Consider the following 17,397-nt stretch of genomic DNA (forward strand, 5'->3'; position numbering starts at 1 on the left):
CCATGGGCATCGGGGAAGATTCATTATTTCCACTAGGACAAGCGTTGGTCCATAAGGGAAGAGGCTGCTGATAACGTTCCCAGAATGTCGGCCCCCACCTCATCCCCGGCGCCTCCTGCTGCCCTGTCGACGCGCGGCACCGTCGAGGGCTTCTACGGCCCACCCTGGTCGCACGCCGAGCGCCTGGCGCATCTGGAGTTCTCCGCCCGCGTCGGCCTGAACGCCTACGTCTACGCCCCGAAGAACGACCCCTACCACCGGGCCCGCTGGCGGCACCGGTACCCGGCGCCCGACCTCGCCCGGCTCGCCGAGCTGGCGGAGACCGCGCGTGCGCTGGGCATCCGCTTCACGTACGCGATCAGCCCCGGCCTGTCGATGCGGTTCGCCGAGGAGGTGGACTACCGGGCGCTCGCCGAGAAGGCCGCCCAGTTGCACGACGTGGGGGTGGACTCGTTCGCCCTGTTCTTCGACGACGTACCGGCCGAACTGACCCGGCCCGAGGAGGTGGACCGTTGGCCCGGCGCCGGGGCGGCCGGCGCCGCGCACGGCGAGACGTGCACCCGGTTCGTGGCGGAGTTCCTCACGCCCCGTGGCATCTCCGAGCCGCTGCTGGTGTGCCCCACGGACTACGCCGGGGTCGAGGAGACCGCGTACCGCCGGCGGTTCGCCGCGAGCGCCCCGGCGGACGTCGTGGTGGCCTGGACCGGGCACGACATCGTGGTGGGCGAGGTGAGCCGGTCGGACATCGACAGGGCCTCGGCCAGCTACCAGCGCCGCCTGCTGCTGTGGGACAACTTCCCGGTCAACGACTTCGAGCCGAGCCGGCTCTTCCTCGGTCCGCTCACCGGGCGCACCACCGAGCTGGCCGGCGCGCCGCTGGTCGGGGTGCTCACCAACCCGATGATCCAGGCCGTGCCGTCGCGGATCCCGCTGATGTCGGTGGCCGACTGGGCCCGCGACCCGGCGGGATACGACCCGGCCGCGTCGGCCGGGCGGGCGCTGGCGACGGTGGCCGGAGCCGGAGCGGAGCACCTGGCGCCGCTGATCCGGGTGTGCGGCTCCTGGCCGCCGAGCGCCGAGCCGGACGCCGAACTGGTCCGGGCGGTGGGCGACACCCTCGCCGGGCGGCCGGGCGCCGTCGACGTGCTGACCGGGCGGCTCACCGGGTTGGCCCGGGCCTGCGGTGCGGCGGCCGAACCGGAGCCGCTGGTGGCGGCCCTGCGCCCGTGGCTCGCGGCGGGCGCCGACATGGCGGCGGCCGGACTGGCGGCCGTCCGCCTGCTGGACACCGCGAGCACCGACGCGGTCGAGGAGACCCGGCGGGCCCTGGCGCGCGCCGAGAGCCACTACGCCGACGTCCTGCGCTCGGTCGTCCCGCCGTTCGTGCGGGAGGTGCTGGACCGCATCGGTCAGGAGGAACCGGAGCCGGGCGGACAGGCGGGGCGGGACGCGGCCGGCCGGGCCGCTGGCGCCGACGGTCGGCCGATGGTGCTGCTGGTCACCGGCGAGCGCCGCACCGCAGGGGACGAGGCGCTCGCCGCGCTGCTCGGCGAGCGGGGGTACGCGGTGCGCCGACAGCACGCGCCGGGCCCCGACGCGCTCGCGGCGGCGTCGCTCGTCGTCGTCACCCGGGGCGCCGACGCGCCGGCGATCGAGGCGGTCGCCCGCGCCGGCGTACCGCTGCTGGCGTGGCACGGCCTCGTCCCGCTCGGGCTGGCCCGGCACAGCGAGGTGCTGCTCGCCCGCGACCGGGTGCGGATCGTGGACCCGACCGACCCTGCCGCCGCCGGGCTCGACGACGTGGTCCGGGTCTACCGGGGACCGGCCAAGCTGACGGTCGCCGAGGTCGGGCCGGACGCGCAGATCGTGGCGCTGGTCGTGGACGAGAACCGTCCGGCCCTGTTCCGCTACCCCCGCGGCGCCCGACTGCCGGACGGCACCTTCGCGCCCGCGCCGCGGGTCGGCGTGTTCCTGGGCGCGGACGGCCTGGCGCCGTGGCTGATGACCACCGAGGGCAGGGCGCTGGTCGTGGCCGCGCTGGACGCCTGCGGGGTCCCGGGCGGTGCCACGCCCGCCGGGCAGCGCCCGGGCGCGGTCGCGACAGGCCCGGCCGCCACCCGGCACGACGGGACGTCACAACCCGAGGACCTGCCCCGCGTCCCGCAGGTGTCGCTGTAGCAGTCCGATGTCCACCGACTGCACGGGGCGGCCGTCGCGCAGCGCCAGCGCGGCGGCCAACCCGGCGGCGTGCCCCAGCATCTGGTACTGCACCTCCATCCGGATCGACGAGAACGCCACGTGCGAGGCCGAGACGCAGACCGGGACGAGGAGGTTCAGACAGTCGGCGTAGCGGGGCACGAGCGCCCGGTACGGGATCGGGTACGGCGGCACCGGGACCGACAGGTAGCCCTCGGTGAACACCATGGCCACCGGCCGGGGATGCTCGGGCACCCACCGCCAGGTCCGCTGCACCTCCCGGACGTCCAGGTGGTACGAGCCCAGGGCGACGACGTCGTGCTGCGGCGGGGCGCCGAGCAGGTCGTGCTCGGTGAGGACGTACTCACCGCGCATCCGGCGCGCCTCCCGGACGTAGAGCTGGTGCGGCAGGTGCCCGGTGTCGGGGAACTCGTCGGCCGGCAGACCCCAGCGCCGCAGCTCCCGCCGTACGCCCGCCGGCACGTCCGGGTCGTGGGACAGGAACCAGAGCAGGTCCTGGGTGTGGTGCAGGTGGCGCAGCCGCAGCTCCTCCCGTCGCACCGGGTCGGCGTCGGGATACTCCCAGGCCGAGCCGTCGAGGACGTTGAGCGAGAAGGGCCCGAGCGAGTTGCCGTCGCACTTGCCGTTCGGCAGGTTGGGCTCCAGCCCGAGCAGGGCCCCGGCCGCCGGCTCGAAGCCCTGGCGCCGCCAGTGGTGGAACAGGCGGCGGCCGAGTTCCCAGTGGGCCTCGTCGTAGCCGTCGCGCCGGGAGAACGGGATCCGGTCGGCGTCGGTGGTGAGGCAGACCCGGTAGCCGTACGCCATGACGCCGCCGTCGCCCGTGCCGACCGGGGCCAGCGGGCCGGTACGCAGCTGCGGCAGCACGGGGCCCTCGCGCTGACCGGCCGGATCGTCTCGGAAGGGGGAGACGAACGGCGGCATGGTGTGCCGGCCGGGCAGCAGTTCCTGGCGTCCCGCCCAGCGCTCCCCGTACGACGCGCGGTCCTCCCGGCCCACGGCGTACGGGACCCCGGCGAGCGCGAGGAGATCGCCCTCGTAGCTCGCGTCGACGAAGACGCCGCCGGTGAACGTCCGGCCGTCGCCGGTGCCCACCTCGACGATCCGGCCGTCGCGCAGCCGCGCCGAGCGCACCGCGGTGTCGGTGACCAGCCGGATCCTCGGGTGCTCGAGCCAGCGTCCGAAGATCGCCTCGGCGACCCGCGGCTCGGGGCCCGCGTAGCGGCCCACCGGCACCCCGTAGTGCTCCGCGACGTCCCGCCGGAACCGGGCGGCCGGGCCGCCCAGCACCCGCACGTCACCGACGTCGGTGTAGCCGAGCCCGCCGGAGGTCATCCCCCCGACGTGCCGGCCCGGTTCGAGGAGCAGGACGTCGGCGCCCGCGTCCGCGGCCGCCACGGCCGCGCAGACGCCGGCCGAGGTGGCGGCGTACACGACCACCTCGGCCGTCGTGCTCATCCGACCTCCACCGGACGGGGCGCGGTCACCGCCGGTTCACTGCCGGCCGCGTCCCGTGCGGCGCGGTAGTCCCGCCAGGTGCGGGCCACCAGGGCGAGGTCGTCGCCGGTCAGCTCCTCGTCGGAGCGGTCGATGCGTTCGGCGTAGTAGAGCGCCGGCACGCCCAGCCGGCGCTGCGCCTCGACGTACGCGCGCCACTCCGCCCGGTCCGCGATCGGCCACTGGTCGGTGTCGACGAGGTGGCCGGGCATCGTCGCCGCGACCACGGCGTGCCGGAAGGCGAGCTGGTCGACGGCCGGGACGACCCCGCCGGCCGGATCGCGTTCGAGGATGTCGTTGAGCCGGACCATGTCGCAGACGTCACCGAAGCCGGGATGCGGCGTGTGGGTGACGACGAGGGCGTCCGGCTTGACCGCCTTCGCCGCCCGGTACAGCGTCTCCAGCATCCGGTGCAGCGCCGCGATCCCCCACGGGGCGTCGGCCGGGGCTCCCGGTCGCCGCAGCCCCCGGCCGGCCGGCGCGCGTTGGGTGAAGTCGATCTTGAAGCCGTCCGCGTCCAGGCCGTCCGGGCCGAGCAGCCCGGTCACGATCCGGGCCAGCCGGTCGAGGTACGCGGGACTGCCGGGGTCGACGGCGACGGGCACCCCGCCCGGGTCGGTCACGCACTCCGCCGCTGGCAGGCCGGTCGGGTCCCACGCCTTCCACCAGAGCAGCACCCGCTGGCCGGCGGCGTGCCGCTGGGCGATCCAGGACCGCAGGTCGGGCCAGCGGGCCGGGTCCGGCTCGGCGGTGCCGTACGCCGACTGCCAGCGGTCGTCGATCACCACCGTGCCCGGGACGACGCCGTGCTCCGCGAGCCGGCCGAGCCAGCCGTCGTAGCGGTCCTGACGGGCCAGGTCGAAGGCGACCGGCAGGCCGTCCGGCACGAGGGCCGGCCCGAGCTCCGACAGGTGGTACGGGTACGACATCGGCTGGCCCGGGATGGGGGCGGCGGCGCACTGCGCGCCCCAGCCGCAGAAGATCGGCTCGGTCCACCAGCCGGCCCGGGGCGCGGCCGCGGCGGCGGGCGCGAAGCCGCGCTGCACCAGGTCCGCCCGGTACGCCGCCAGCCCCTGCCACGGGTCGGCCGCCGGCCGGAGCACGAGGGTGGGGCTCTCGAACGTCCCGTCCACGGTGGTGTGCCCGTCGTAGTCGAGCTCCAGCAGGAAGCCGCCGTCCAGCGGGACGTACCTCAGCTCGGTGAAGCGCAGGTCGGCGACGTGGCCCAGGACTCCCGCGGTGAGCCAGCCACCGTCGGGGACGTGCGTGGCGTGCCGGGCGGGTTCCCGTCCGAACGCCAGCAGCAGCGGCGGCGGGGAGAAGACGGCGTGCAGCCGGCCGGCCGAGGCGTCGCCGACGACCCCGAGGGCGGCGCCGGCGGAGGCCGGCCGGACCACCTGCACCGGCTCGGTGGGGGTGGGGTTGAACACCGAGGCGAAGTCGGTCGAGGAGCGGAAGGTGCCGCAGGCTCCGTTCGGCAGGACCGCCCGGCCGCCCAGCAGCCGGACGTCGCCGAGGGTGCCGGAGCCGGTGACGGCGACCGACGTCTCGATCCGGTCGGCGTAGCAGCGCAGCCGGACCGACTTGGCCGTCCACGCGGTGCTCCGGCAGGCCAGTTCGACCTCGACGACGTCCTCGCCGTCGCGCCGGCCGACGGTCACCACCGGCTCGCCGAAGTCGTACGACTCGTCCGCCAGGTCGGCCCGGTCCACCGAGGCCAGCAGGCTCAGCCGGGACCAGATCCGGCCGTCCGCGTCGGCGAGGACGGCGAGCCGCTGCGGGCCGCGTACCTGCAACACGTAACCGGCAGCCGTGACGGTGTGGGTGCCGGGCCCAGAGGTGAGCTTGATGGGAGTTCTCCTTCGATGTCAGCCGAACGGCGGCACGGTGGGGCGGGTGTCGGGAAGCTGGCCGGTGGCGGCGATGCGGGCGTACACCCGGCCGGAGTCCTTGACGGTCAGCCGGCCGGAGGGGTAGTCCACGTGCACCAGGCCGAAGCGGGGGCGGTAGCCGAGCGCCCACTCGAAGTTGTCCAGCAGCGACCAGTGCAGGTAGCCCACCACCTCCGCGCCCGCGTCGATGGCCTGGTGCACCGCCCGCAGGTGGCCGAGCAGGAAGTCGATGCGCCGCTGGTCGTGCACCAGCCCGTCGTGGGTGGGGGTGTCGCCGTACACGGCCCCGTTCTCCGTGATCATCAGGGGCACGCCGGGGTGGTCGCGGTGCAACCGGATCAGCAGGTCGCGCAGGCTGTCCGGGGCCACCTCCCAGCCCTCGTCGGTGCGGGTCACGTCACCGGAGGGACCCACCACCCGCCACGGGAAGGGGCGCCCGGGGCCGGGCCGCGCCGCGGCCATGACCCGGCGGGTGTAGTAGTTGACGCCGAGGAAGTCGCTGCGCCCGCCGATCAGCTCGGTGTCGCCGGGCCGGATGATGTCGTCGAGGCCGCCGCCCAGGGCCCGTTCGTAGTGCGCCCACATGTCGGCCGGGTAGCCGTCGCCGAGCAGGGGGTCGAGGTACCACCGGTTCACGTAGCCGTCCGAGCCCTCCGCGGCGGCGAGGTCGGCCGGGTCGTCGCTGGCCGGGTCGCACGGGAACAGGCTCAGCGCGCAGCCGACCCGCGCCCGTGGCGCGCGGGCGTGGATGACGTCGGCGCCCGCGCCGTGTCCGAGCAGGACGTGGTGACCGGCCGCGACCGACGCGCGCAGGTCCCGGACGCCGGGAGCGTGCAGGCCGAGCTGGTAGCCCAGCAGCGCGATGATCCACGGCTCGTTCTGGGTGATCCACCAGTGCACCCGGTCGCCGAGCCGGTCGGCCACCGCCGCCGCGAACTCGGCGAAGGCGTCCACGCTGGAGCGGCCCACCCAGCCGCCGTCGGCCATCAGCGCCTGCGGCATGTCCCAGTGGTTGAGCGTGAGGACCGGCGTGACGTCGCGGGCGAGCAGCGCGTCGACGAAGCGCTCGTAGTGGTCCAGGCCGCGTGGCTCGACCCGGCCGCGACCCTCCGGCAGGATCCGCGACCAGGAGACCGAGAACCGGTACGCGCCCAGGCCGAGCCCCGCGACCAGCTCCACGTCGCGGTCCCACCGCCGGTACGAGTCGCAGGCCCGCGAGCCGTCGCCGCCGCCCTCGACGGCGCCCGGCCGCGCGGCGAAGGTGTCCCACACCGAGGGCCCCCGCCCGTCGGCGTCGAGGCTGCCCTCGATCTGGTACGCCGAGGTCGCCGCGCCCCAGAGGAAGCCGGGCGGGAAGCGGTGCGTCGTCATCGGTCACGTCCTCGAAGGTGTTGCCGGATCAGCCCGGCCGGTCGGACAGGACACCCAACAGCGCGGCGACGCCGCCGCGCGGCGAACTGAGCACCGGTACCCCGACGTCGGCGAGCGCCGCGGCGCGGGCCATGGAGGCCTGGGCCAGCACGACCACGTCCGCGCCGGCCGCGGCGCGGGCGACGGCCGCCGCGACGAGGCTGTCCACGCGCTCCCGGTCGCCGCGGTCCTGCGCCTCGGCGGCGTCGGGCACCAGTTCCGCGGTCACCTCCACGGGTCGGCCGGCGCCGCGGGCCGCCCGCTCGACGAGCCGCCCGGTCGGCCCGAGCGTGGACGCGAGGGTGGCGAGCACGCGGATGCGTCCCCGCGCCCCGGGCCCGGCGGCGACCGCGATCGCCTCGTCGGCCATCGCCGCGTCCACCCGTACGACCGGAATCCCCACCCGTCCGGCCGCTTCCTCCGCCGCCTCGCCGATGGAGGAGCAGGTGACCAGGGCGGCGGCGACCCCGACCGACTCCAGGTGGCGCAGGTGCGCGAGCACGGTGTCCCGGACGGCCGCGGTGACGCCGTCGCGGCGTGCGGTGTCGAGCAGCCAGGCGTCGGCGACGTGGATCCGGCGGGTCTCGGCGGCCGAGGCGCGCAGCAGGTCGTCGAACGTCGCGGCCAGCGCGGGCACGGTGTGCAGCAGGCCGACGGTGCCGGTCATGCCTTCCGCCACGGCGTCGCCTCCCGGTCGACCACCTCGACGAGCCGTTCGAGGCGGGGCACGGAGATCTCGGCCAGTGCCCGGTCCACGTCGGGGCGACCGACCACGTCGCTCCACAGCGCCCGGCCGGCGAGGAAACCGCTGGCGCCGCCCTGGCACGCGGCCCGTACCGCTTCGAGGAAGTCGTCGCGGTGCACGCCCTGGGACAGCACCACCCAGGGGCCGGTGACGGCGGAGCCGAGGTCCTCGCACGCCCGCCGGAGTTCGCCGGTCGTGCCCCGGCCCTGCCGCGGCACCTGCGCCTTGTAGAGGCTGGGACGCAGCGGGGAGAGTTCCCGGGCCGCCTCGAGGATCGCCGCGTCCTGGTCCCACCGGCCGGCGGACAGTTCCTCGGGGGTGGCCCGGACCACCGGCTCCAGCACCGAGAGCACGTCGCGCTCCGCGGCCAGGGCGATGAACCGCCGGGCCAGTTCGACGCGGTGCTCGCGGTGCGCGTCGCGGCGCCAGAGCAGCAACAGCTTGATCGCCCGTACGCCACTGAGGTCGAACTCCGGCGCGGCGACCACCTCGTCGAGCCGGGTGTCCTCGACCGGCTGGCCGGGCTCCTGATCGAGGGCGTCGGCCGCGAGGATCAGTCCGCACCCGGCGGGCAGCAGCCCGTCGCGGCGGACCTGATCCAGGCCGGTGGTGCGGTCGATGAGGAACCCGGAGGCCAGCGGGCCGAGCGCGCGGGCCACCGCGGTCTTGAAGGCGACCATCCCGTCGTGGTCCGGTCGGCCGGCCCCCGCCTCGGCGAACATGGTGCGCAGGCTCTCCCGCTGGTCCATCGCCACCATCGCGAACCCACCCGTGGGCCGCGCGATGGCGTCCAGCGTGGGCGCCGGTCCCGAATCCGTCATCTGACCTCTTCTCCTTGCGAATCGTCGTCGGCCACCCCGGCACGGGTCGCGGCCGTCACGAACCTGGCGAACGGCTCGTCGTAGTCGCGGCCCGCGCCCGCGACCGCCGGCCCCGGCTCCCAGGCCAGTGCGGGGGCGGTCGGCCCGGTCCGGTGCGCCCGGACGGCGGCGACGATCGCCGCGCCCGCGGCCACCGGCTCCGGCGCCGCCACCACGCGCAGCTCGGCGGGCAGGACGTGGGCCTTGACGCGCACCCAGGCGGGGTTGGCCGCGCCGGCCCCGCCGAACAGGGTCACCGCCGCATCGGCGGGCCCGCCGGCGAGCCGGGCCTGCTCGTGCAGCATCCACCGGGTCTGCAGGCACAGCCCTTCGAACATCGCGCGGGCCAGCACGGCCGGGGTGTGCGTGGGGCGCCGCCCGAGGATCCGCAGCCGGGCCCGCGGGTCGGGTGCGGGGGACTGCCGCCCGGCCAGGTAGGGCAGGACGAGCACGTCGGTGGGCCGGTCACCGCGGCCGAGCACCTGGGCGGCCAGGTCGGCGGTCGTCATGCCGCCCGACTCGTGGGCCAGCCACCAGGCGATGGTGGCTCCGGCGCTCGACGAGCCGGCGAGGAGCGCCCGGTGCCGGCCGGCCACGGGGACGACCGTGCTCATGCCGGCCCGCGCCGCCGCCACCGGGTCGGGGTCGCCGGCGAGGACGGAGAGCACCGCCTCGGCCGTACCGAGCGAGTTCGCGACGTCGCCCGGCTCCCGCACCCCGCAGGCGTACGCGCCGACGGCGTGGTCGTGGCCCGCCACCACCACCGGTGTTCCGGCCCGCAGCCCGGCGCCGGTGAAGGCCGGGTCCCGGACGGTGGCGGCGAACCTGTCCGGCGCCACGACGGGCGGCAGCTGTCGCGGTCGCAGGCCCACCTCGGCCAGCAGATCGGTGTCGAAGGCCTCCGGGGCCGGCTGGCCGGGGCGGGGCAGCCGGTACGCCATGGTCCGCCCCGCCAGCGTGTGGTCGGTCGCCAGGTGGCCGGTGAGCAGCAGGCAGACGAGGTCCGCCGCGCCCGCCCAGGATGCCATCGCCCGCCACTGGTCCGGCCGGTTGGCCCGCAGCCACGCCCAGTTGGCCAGCGGAACCTTGGCGCTGGGTCGCACCCCCGTGGCCCGCACGAGCTGCGCCCAGCCGAGCCGGCGGGACAACTTGTCCGCCTCGGTCCCGGCCCGGTGGCTGTCCCAGCGCAGCCAGGGACCGAGTGGCGCTCCGGTCGCGTCGAGCGGCACGCCGGTCTCGGCCATCGAGGCGATGCCCACGGCGTCGGGCGCCGGCGACCCGTCCAGCACCTGGCGGAGCAGGCCGACCAGCACGGCTCCCAGGCAGCCGGGCGGGGGCGTGGGGGCGCTGGCGACGGCGCGTACCCGCACGGCGGGGCCGTCGATCGCCACCAGGGCCACCTTGGTGTTGGTGGTCCCCACGTCGATGCCCACGCTCAGGCAGGCCCCGCCGCGCGGAGTCCTCCGGGCGTCGGCCGTGGCCGCGTCGGGGGGACGCGTGGCGCCGTTCACCGGGCCATTCTGTTCGGTTTCGAACGAACGGGTCAAGGCCAAATGTTCGGTAATTGACAAAGTGGCGGAGCCGCACTTGGATGGAGCGGTGCGCTACACGCAGGCCCCCGAGCGGCGCCGCGAACTCCTGCGCCGGGTGAGCGAGACCGGCTACGTCTCCTCGACCGATGCCGCCGCCGAGCTGGGCGTGTCGGAGATGACCATCCGCCGTGACCTGCGGCAGTTGGCCACCCAGGGACTGGTGAACCGGGTCGCCGGTGGCGCGAGCGCACCCACGCCCGCGTCCGGCGTGCCGTTCGAGCAGCGCAGGGGTGCCGCGACGGCGGAGAAGGAGGCGGTCGCCCGCGCCGCCGTACCGCTCGTGCCGGCGGGCGCGGTGGTGGCCCTCGACGCCGGCACCACGGTCGCGGCCCTCGCCGCCCGACTCCCCGGCGGCCTCACCGTCGTCACCCATTCGGTGCCGGTGATCACGGCGTGCACCGGGCGCGAGGACCTGGAGCTGATCTCCCTCGGCGGTGTCTACCACCGCGCCACCCGCTCCTTCACCGGGCCGCTCACCCGCAGCGGCCTGGCGGACCTGGCGGTGGACGTGGTCGTGCTGTCCGCGACGGCGGCCGCGTCGACGGGGGTCTACTCCGCCAACGCCGCGGACGCCGAGATCAAGCGGGCGATGGCCCGCATCGCCCGCCGGGTGGTCCTGCTGCTCGACCACGGCAAGCTGGCCGCACACGCCCCGATGCGGTTTCTGGACCTGGCGGCCGTCGACACGGTCGTCGTCGACGCGGGGGCCGACGACGACCAGCTCGCGCTGCTGCGGACGACCTGCCGGGAGGTGGTGGTCGCGCCGCTGGACGACGGGACGGCCGTCCCGGCGACCCGGCCAGCGGTGGGCGTCGCCCAGGCGGTGACCCCGTGACCGGGCCCTGGCTCGGCGCGGTGGCCGACGACCTCACGGGGGCCTGCGACCTCGCGGACGCGGTGAGCGAGGCGGGCGGGTCGGCGGTGGTGGTGGTCGGCCAGCCCACGGCGCCGCCGCCCGCCAGCGACTGCGTGGTGGTGGCACTGAAGTCCCGGACCGCACCGCGCGAGCTGGCCCTCGCGGAGTCGCTCGCCGCGGCGCGGTGGCTGCTCGGCGCCGGCTGCACGACGCTCTACCAGAAGTACTGCTCGACGTTCGACTCCACCGACGAGGGCAACATCGGACCGGTGGCGGACGCCCTCGTCGACCTGCTCGGGGGCGCCGACCCGGTCGCCGTCGGCACGCCGGCCACGCCGCGCGTGGGCCGCACCGTCTACCAGGGACACCTCTTCGTCGGCCGGCGACTGCTGTCCGAGTCACCGCTGCGGGACCACCCCCTCACCCCGATGCGCGACCCCGACCTCGTGCGGGTGCTCTCCCGCCAGGCCGGGGGTGGGGTCGCGCTCGTCGACCGGGCCACGGTCACCGCCGGCCCCGCCGCCGTCACCGTCGCGCTCGAGGCGGCCCGCCGCGACGGCGCCCGGCACGTCATCGTCGACGCCCTCACCGACGGCGACCTGGACACGCTGGCCGAGGCGCTGCTGGCCATGCCGGGCAGGCCGCTGGTGGGCGGCGCCGCCGGGCTGGGGGCCGCGCTGGCGCGGGTGTCCGGCACCGCCGCGCGGCGCTCACCGGGCGACGGCGGCGCGGTCGCCGCGCGGGCCGTACCCGTGGTGCCGCCGGGGCGGCAGCTGATCCTCTCCGGCAGCTGCTCCGCACGGACCCGCGAACAGGTGGACGGGTTCCCCGGACCCCGGGTCACCCTGTCCCCGGTCGACCTCGACACCACTTCGCCGGGCGCGGTCGACGCCGTGGTCGCGGCCGTGGCCCGGGCGTACCGGGACACGACCGGGCCCGTCCTGGTCACCTCCTCGGCCGATCCGGAACAGGTCGCGGCAAGCGAAGCCCGGCTCGGCCCGGGGCGAGCCGCCGCGCTGCTGGAGGCGGCGACCGCGCGGATCGCCCGCCGCGCGGTGGACACCCTCGGCGTCCGCCGCCTGCTGGTGGCCGGCGGCGAGACGTCGGGGGCGGTGGTCCGGGCGCTCGACCTCGGCACGCTGCGGGTGGGACCGGCGGCCGGCCCCGGCCTGCCGTGGATGGTTCCCGAGGGCGGCCCCGCGCTCGCCCTGTTGCTCAAGTCGGGGAACTTCGGCGACCCGGACCTGTTCACCACCGCCTGGCGGCACTGTCCCTGAGGCCCGGGCCGGTCAGCGGCGGATCAACTCCGGGGCGGCGGTGTCCAGCGGCACGGCGGCGCCGGGCACGAGGCCGAGCTGCACGCTCGGTCGGGAGCCGACCGCGGTGAACAGCCAGTCGGCGGTGGTGCGGGCGCGGTTGGCCGGCAGCGACAGCAGGTGGTACCCGCGGGCCACGACGCGGGCCAGCGGCCCGGACAGCGGTACGTGCAGCGGGTTCGCGGTGGCCTGCCAGCCGCCGAGATCCACCACGAAGCCCAGGTCACGGTGCCGGTACGGGCGGCGCCGACCGACCCCGTACGACGCGGCGACGTTGTCGGCGGCCAGCCGGCCCTGACGGACCGCGTGCTGGGCGGTCATCGGGGTGATCTCGCCGGGGCGGGCCGGATCGGGCACCGCGGCGGCGTCGCCACAGGCGAGGATCTCCGGGTGACCGGGCACGGCCAGGTACTCGTCGACGGTGACCCGACCCCTGTCCGTCGGCAGCCCGGTGGCCTCGACGAGCGGGTCGGGTCGCACCCCGACGCACCACACCAGGGTGCGCGACGGCACGAACCGGTCGTCGGAGAGGCGGACCCCCTCGGCGGTGGCCTCGGCGACAGACGTGCCCAGGCACACCTCGATCCCACGCTGGCGCAGCACCCGCTCGGCCACCCGGGACATCCGCTGGGCGAGGCCGGGCAGGACCCGGTCGGCGGTGTCCAGCAGCAGCCAGCGCGGGCGGATCCCGTCCAGTCTCGGGTGGCGGCGAGCGATCTCGTCGGTGAACAGTTGGCCCTGGGCGGCGACCTCGGTGCCGGTGTAGCCGGCGCCGACCACGACGAAGGTGCAGCGTGCCTCCCGCTCGGCCGGGTCGTCGGCGGCGTCGGCCATCTCGATCTGCTGGATCAGCCGCTCCCGCAGGTGCACGGCCTCCGGGATGCCCCGGAAGCCGTGGGCGTGGTCGGCGACCCCGGGGATCGGCAGGAGCTTGTTGACGCTTCCGGCAGCGAGGACCAGCCGGTGGTACGACAGCCGACCGGAGCGCCCCTCCGGGTCCACGTAGGAGACGCTGCGGCCGTCCACGTCGATGCCGTCGACCTCGCCGAGCACCACCTGCACCCCGGGCAGCGTGTCGGTCAGGGGCACGGTCACCCGGCGTGGGTCCAGTACGCCGCCGGAGACCTCCGGCAGCAGCGGCAGGTACAGGAAGTAGTCGGTCGGGTTGACCAGCACCACGTCCGCGGCGCCGCGCGCGACCCGGGCCAGGCGGCGGGCCGCGTGGAAGCCGGCGAATCCCGCGCCGACGATGACGATCCTGGGTCGGGCCATGTCGGTCCCCTCATCGGTTGGCTGTCGTTCCTCGTCCCGTCCAGGAAGTAACCCCGTGATCCCGACGGAAACGTCCGGAACGGGCAGTCACGGTTTCGTCGCGCGAGGCGGGGTAGACGAGGGACGCAGCCGACCCGCGACGACCGGAGCGAGGTCTCCGACGACCAGCAGCGAGGAGCGAGGACATGGAAAAGCGCCCCAGCCCCGTACGGCCGCCGGGGGAGTCGACGAGCCTGTGGCACCAGGGGCTGTCGCTCGGGTCCAAGGCGTTGCAGGAGGCGACGCCGCTGAAGGGCTTCGACGCGTACGTGGTCGGCTTCCATCCGGCGAAGGACGACCCGTCGATGCAGATGGAGGCACACCACTACTGCCGCCAGGTCAACGACGACTTCCTGCAGTGCGTGCTGTTCGACGGCAACACCGCCGAGGCGAACCTCATCGGCGTCGAGTACATCGTCTCCGAACGGCTGTACGCGACACTGCCGGAGGCGGAGCGCCGCTACTGGCATCCGCACAACTTCGAGATCCTGGGCGGTGAGCTGATCGCCCCCGGGCTCCCGGAACCGGCGGAGCGGGCGCTGATGACGATGCTGATGAACAGCTACGGCAAGACCTGGCACACCTGGCACACCGGGCGTCTCGACACCGGCCCCGGGGATCCGCTGCCGCTGGGCGAGCCGATGCTGATGTGGTCGTTCAACCGTGACGGCCAGTGCGACCCCGCCCTGGAACAGCACCGCAACCAGGCCATGGGTGTCGACCGCGCCGAGAAGCGTGACGCCCGCTCCGGGCTCATCGAGCGCGCACACCCGCAGGACGGCGTGGCCCTGCTCGACGAGGCGTTCCCGGACGGCACACCGGTCCCGGGCGTCGTGGACCGGACCGCCGGACGGTAGCCGGTCGACGCCCGCCCGGCGGTGAGCCCGTTGCGGTCGCGCCGACCCGGTCGACAACGGGCACCGTCATCGCCGCGTCGCCCGGTCGACCAGGGCCTGGGCCACGTCGCGGACCTTGCGGTTGGCGTCCTGCGACGTCTTCGCCAGGACCGCGAACGCCTCGGCCGGGGTGCAGCGGCGCTCGGCCATGATGATGCCCTTGGCCTGCTCGATCACGGCCCGGCTCGCCATGGCCTCCTGCATCTGCCGGGCCAGGGTCGCGGTGCTGTCGTAGAGCTGCGCGTTGGCCAGGGCGACCGCGGCGTACGCGGCGAACGTCTCCAGGACCGCCACCGTGTCCTCGTCGAAGGCGTGCGGGGCGTGGGCGTAGACGTTGAGCGCTCCGACGACGGCCTCCTGGATGGGCAGCCCGACCGAGACGGAGCTGCCGACCCCGGCCTTGCGGCCGTGTGCGGCCCAGTCCGGCCAGCGGTCCTCCACGGCGAGATCGGGCACGGACAGGACGGCGCCGCTGGCGGCGGCGTCCAGGCACGGACCACCGCCCTCGGCGTACTGCCGCTCGTCCATCCCGCGCGACAGGTCGCTGGTGAACGCCGCCGTGCGGCCCGTCGCGCCGCGCACCAGCGTGACCGACACCTCCACCGGGACGGGCAGGACGCGTTTGGCGAGCTCGGCGACGCGTTGCAGGACGTCGTCGAGGCCCACCTCGCCGAGCTTGATGCGACCGAGTTCGGCGAAGGCGTCAGCGGGGTCGGTGGGCGGGTGGGTCATCGCAACGATCCTCACGATCGGCGCGCCCGTCGTTCGAGATCCGGGGGTGGCGTGGGCACGCGGGTGGCAGCCCGCGCTGGCGGGCCGCTGCACGACCCACCGTCGGGCGGAGCCGGGACCCACGCCGCTTTCCTCGACGCCGGTTCGCCACATCCGTCACTGGGGTGTGGGCTACAGGCCCGCCAGGATACTTCCTCCTGCCGCCGCGATCGTCCCCCACTTGCCTGCCGTGCCGACAGCCGAACCGGCCAGAACGGCATTCGGCGACCGTGCGTGGTCGGGGCCACTGCCGCGACCCGCCGCACCGCACCCGCCAGGTGTCACCGGCGTGGCGGCGGGTAGCAGGCGGGATGACACCGAGCAGCGCAGTCCTCGTCGCCGCAGCGGCCGGCGCGTCCGCCCCGAACGCCGTCACCCACCCCGACACGGTCCCGGCCGTCGCGCTCAGGGCGCCGCGATGACGTCCCCGGCGCGCGACGAGCCGGTCGGGGAGCTGGAGGTCGTGCACACCTTCACCGGGCCGATGCCGACCGGCGTGAGCGTGTCGCACACGGGACGGATCTTCGTCAACTTCCCCAAGTGGGGCGACGAGGTGCCCGCGACGGTGGTCGAGCTGCGCGACGGCGCGGAGGTGCCGTTCCCCGACCAGCGGTGGAACAGCCCGTCGGCCGACGACGACGTCCAGGCGTTCGTCTCCGTGCAGAGCATCGTCGTCGACCCGGCCGACCGGCTCTGGGTGCTCGACACCGGCAGTCCCATGTTCCAGCCGACCCGGCCCGGCGGGCCGAAACTCGTCCGGGTCGACCTGGACACCGACACCGTCGCCCAGGTGATCACCTTCCCGGCCGACGTGGCGCTGCCCAGCACGTACCTCAACGACGTGCGCTTCGACCTGCGCCGCGGCGAGGCGGGCATCGCCTACGTCACCGACTCCTCGGACTCCGGCCCGAACGGCCTCATCGTCGTGGACCTGGCCACCGGCGCGTCCTGGCGGCGGCTGCACGAGCATCCCTCGACGAAGGCGGAGCCGGTCGAGACGTTCCGTCCGGTGGTCGAGGGGCGGCCGTTCCTCGAGCGCCCCGCCGACGGCGACCCGAAGCCGGTGAGCATGGGCTGCGACGGCATCGCCATCGCCGCCGACGGCTCCCGCCTGTACTACTGTCCCCTGGCGTCGCGTCGGTGGTACAGCGTCGCCACCGACGCGCTGGCCGACCGTACGGTCTCCGACGACGAGGTGGCCGCGACCGTACGCGACGAGGGCGACAAGGGCGGCGGCGCGGACGGCCTGGAGACCGACGACGCCGGCCGGATCTACCTGACCTCCTACGAACACGACGCGGTGCTGCGCCGACGCCCCGACGGCGGGTACGAGACCGTGGTCCACGATCCGCGGCTGCTGTGGCCGGACACCATGTCCGTGGCCGTCGACGGGCACCTGTACGTGACGGCCAACCAGCTGCACCGCCAGGCGAAGTACCAGCGCGGGCAGGACCTGCGGCGCAAGCCGTACGTCCTGTTCCGGACCCGCGTCGACGCCGGCCCGGTCCTGCTGCGCTGAGCCGACCGGGGCGCCGCCCGACATCGACGGCGGCGCCCTCGGACACGGCGGCGTCGGTCAGTCCGCGACGACGAGCGCCTGGGGGGCGGCGGCCTTCATCCGGGTGCGCAGCCACTTGAGCTGGATCGCCGTCTCGCCCTCGCAGCGCCGCACGACGGCGAGCAGCTCCTCGTCGCGCGCGCCGTAGGCCCCCTGGCCGACGACGGTCCAGGCGATGTCGCACTCGGCGGCCATGAGGTAGAGATCCTGCAGGTCGCGCAGCAGGCCGATGCCGCCGGTGCGGGTGCCGGAGAACAGCTGCGAGTGCAGCCGGTCCGGTTCGGCGGGCGCGTCCTCGGAGTAGCGGGCCGCGAACGGGCCCAGTTGTTCGGCGTGCGCGTCGCAGCGGCGCGCCTGCTGCTGGCACAGATGCTGGACGTCGGGTTCCTCGGCGTGCGCGTCAGCCACCTGCCGGAACGCGTCGGCCAGGTTGATCTGGGCGCGGTGCAGCAGGCCGAGGTAGTGGGCGAGGTGCACGG

General features: G+C 75.4%; 14 protein-coding genes. 5 read left to right on the forward strand and 9 right to left on the reverse strand.

Annotated features, from left to right (window positions below):
• Positions 1 to 84: 84 nt before the first annotated feature.
• Positions 85 to 2,178 (forward strand): protein O-GlcNAcase, encoded by a 2,094-nt coding sequence (locus V6U77_RS06205; protein ID WP_334605222.1) that lies wholly within the window; start codon positions 85 to 87, stop codon positions 2,176 to 2,178.
• Here V6U77_RS06205 and V6U77_RS06210 read toward each other — a convergent pair.
• From V6U77_RS06210 to V6U77_RS06235, 6 genes are all read right to left on the reverse strand, one after another.
• On the reverse strand, positions 2,134 to 3,672 hold the full coding sequence (locus V6U77_RS06210; RefSeq protein ID WP_334605223.1) for an FAD-dependent oxidoreductase: 1,539 nt from the start codon (positions 3,670 to 3,672) through the stop codon (positions 2,134 to 2,136). The two genes, V6U77_RS06205 and V6U77_RS06210, sit on opposite strands and share 45 nt — an antisense overlap.
• The gene (locus V6U77_RS06215) at positions 3,669 to 5,510 is read right to left on the reverse strand and encodes a hypothetical protein (RefSeq protein ID WP_334605224.1); all 1,842 of its coding nucleotides are present in this window, start codon (positions 5,508 to 5,510) and stop codon (positions 3,669 to 3,671) included. The genes V6U77_RS06210 and V6U77_RS06215 overlap by 4 nt, the downstream gene beginning before the upstream one ends.
• 69 nt (positions 5,511 to 5,579) lie before the next feature.
• Positions 5,580 to 6,974: a GH1 family beta-glucosidase gene (locus V6U77_RS06220; protein WP_334605225.1), complete on the reverse strand. Its 1,395-nt coding sequence runs from the start codon at positions 6,972 to 6,974 to the stop codon at positions 5,580 to 5,582.
• A gap of 28 nt (positions 6,975 to 7,002) precedes the next feature.
• A complete protein-coding gene (locus V6U77_RS06225; RefSeq protein ID WP_334605226.1) occupies positions 7,003 to 7,692 on the reverse strand; it encodes an aspartate/glutamate racemase family protein in 690 nt (229 codons plus the stop codon).
• Entirely contained in the window at positions 7,677 to 8,579 is a 903-nt protein-coding gene (locus V6U77_RS06230; protein ID WP_334605227.1) for a hypothetical protein, read from the reverse strand. Before V6U77_RS06230 ends, V6U77_RS06225 begins: the two co-directional genes overlap by 16 nt.
• Positions 8,576 to 10,129 carry an FGGY-family carbohydrate kinase gene (locus V6U77_RS06235; RefSeq protein WP_334605228.1) on the reverse strand — a complete coding sequence of 518 codons (1,554 nt, stop codon included), beginning with the start codon at positions 10,127 to 10,129 and terminating at the stop codon, positions 8,576 to 8,578. The genes V6U77_RS06230 and V6U77_RS06235 overlap by 4 nt, the downstream gene beginning before the upstream one ends.
• A gap of 88 nt (positions 10,130 to 10,217) precedes the next feature.
• On the opposite strand from V6U77_RS06235, the gene V6U77_RS06240 reads away from it, so the two are divergent.
• Both V6U77_RS06240 and otnK read left to right on the forward strand, forming a co-directional pair.
• A complete protein-coding gene (locus V6U77_RS06240; RefSeq protein ID WP_334605229.1) occupies positions 10,218 to 11,045 on the forward strand; it encodes a DeoR/GlpR family DNA-binding transcription regulator in 828 nt (275 codons plus the stop codon).
• Positions 11,042 to 12,343, forward strand: coding sequence for a 3-oxo-tetronate kinase (otnK, locus tag V6U77_RS06245; RefSeq protein ID WP_334605230.1), 1,302 nt, complete (start codon positions 11,042 to 11,044; stop codon positions 12,341 to 12,343). Before V6U77_RS06240 ends, otnK begins: the two co-directional genes overlap by 4 nt.
• Before the next feature lie 12 nt (positions 12,344 to 12,355).
• Here otnK and V6U77_RS06250 read toward each other — a convergent pair whose 3' ends face one another.
• The gene (locus tag V6U77_RS06250; RefSeq protein ID WP_334605231.1) at positions 12,356 to 13,654 is read right to left on the reverse strand and encodes an NAD(P)/FAD-dependent oxidoreductase; all 1,299 of its coding nucleotides are present in this window, start codon (positions 13,652 to 13,654) and stop codon (positions 12,356 to 12,358) included.
• A gap of 185 nt (positions 13,655 to 13,839) precedes the next feature.
• On the opposite strand from V6U77_RS06250, the gene V6U77_RS06255 reads away from it, so the two are divergent.
• On the forward strand, positions 13,840 to 14,550 hold the full coding sequence (locus V6U77_RS06255; protein ID WP_334605232.1) for an OBAP family protein: 711 nt from the start codon (positions 13,840 to 13,842) through the stop codon (positions 14,548 to 14,550).
• Positions 14,551 to 14,616: 66 nt separating this feature from the next.
• Here the strand turns inward: V6U77_RS06255 and V6U77_RS06260 are convergent, their stop codons facing one another.
• Complete coding sequence (locus V6U77_RS06260; protein ID WP_334605233.1) at positions 14,617 to 15,321, reverse strand: GAF and ANTAR domain-containing protein; 705 nt, start codon at positions 15,319 to 15,321, stop codon at positions 14,617 to 14,619.
• Positions 15,322 to 15,778: 457 nt separating this feature from the next.
• Here V6U77_RS06260 and V6U77_RS06265 point away from each other — a divergent pair, with 457 nt between their 5' ends.
• On the forward strand, positions 15,779 to 16,879 hold the full coding sequence (locus tag V6U77_RS06265) for an L-dopachrome tautomerase-related protein (protein WP_334605234.1): 1,101 nt from the start codon (positions 15,779 to 15,781) through the stop codon (positions 16,877 to 16,879).
• A 57-nt stretch (positions 16,880 to 16,936) separates the two neighbouring features.
• On the opposite strand, the gene V6U77_RS06270 is transcribed toward V6U77_RS06265, so the two are convergent.
• On the reverse strand, positions 16,937 to 17,395 hold the full coding sequence (locus V6U77_RS06270; protein ID WP_334605235.1) for a hypothetical protein: 459 nt from the start codon (positions 17,393 to 17,395) through the stop codon (positions 16,937 to 16,939).
• Positions 17,396 to 17,397: the final 2 nt, after the last annotated feature.

The organism is Micromonospora sp. CPCC 205546 (assembly GCF_036902715.1).
Classification (GTDB): Bacteria; Actinomycetota; Actinomycetes; order Mycobacteriales; family Micromonosporaceae; genus Micromonospora.

Bases quoted from the DNA above. Each gene is read 5' to 3' on its own strand.
- V6U77_RS06205 (WP_334605222.1), top strand. From the start codon at position 85: ATGTCGGCCCCCACCTCATCCCCGGCGCCTCCTGCTGCCCTGTCGACG.
- V6U77_RS06230 (WP_334605227.1), bottom strand. From the start codon at position 8,579: ATGACGGATTCGGGACCGGCGCCCACGCTGGACGCCATCGCGCGGCCC.
- V6U77_RS06260 (WP_334605233.1), bottom strand. From the start codon at position 15,321: ATGACCCACCCGCCCACCGACCCCGCTGACGCCTTCGCCGAACTCGGT.
- V6U77_RS06250 (WP_334605231.1), bottom strand. From the start codon at position 13,654: ATGGCCCGACCCAGGATCGTCATCGTCGGCGCGGGATTCGCCGGCTTC.
- V6U77_RS06255 (WP_334605232.1), top strand. From the start codon at position 13,840: ATGGAAAAGCGCCCCAGCCCCGTACGGCCGCCGGGGGAGTCGACGAGC.
- V6U77_RS06220 (WP_334605225.1), bottom strand. From the start codon at position 6,974: ATGACGACGCACCGCTTCCCGCCCGGCTTCCTCTGGGGCGCGGCGACC.
- V6U77_RS06265 (WP_334605234.1), top strand. From the start codon at position 15,779: ATGACGTCCCCGGCGCGCGACGAGCCGGTCGGGGAGCTGGAGGTCGTG.
- V6U77_RS06210 (WP_334605223.1), bottom strand. From the start codon at position 3,672: ATGAGCACGACGGCCGAGGTGGTCGTGTACGCCGCCACCTCGGCCGGC.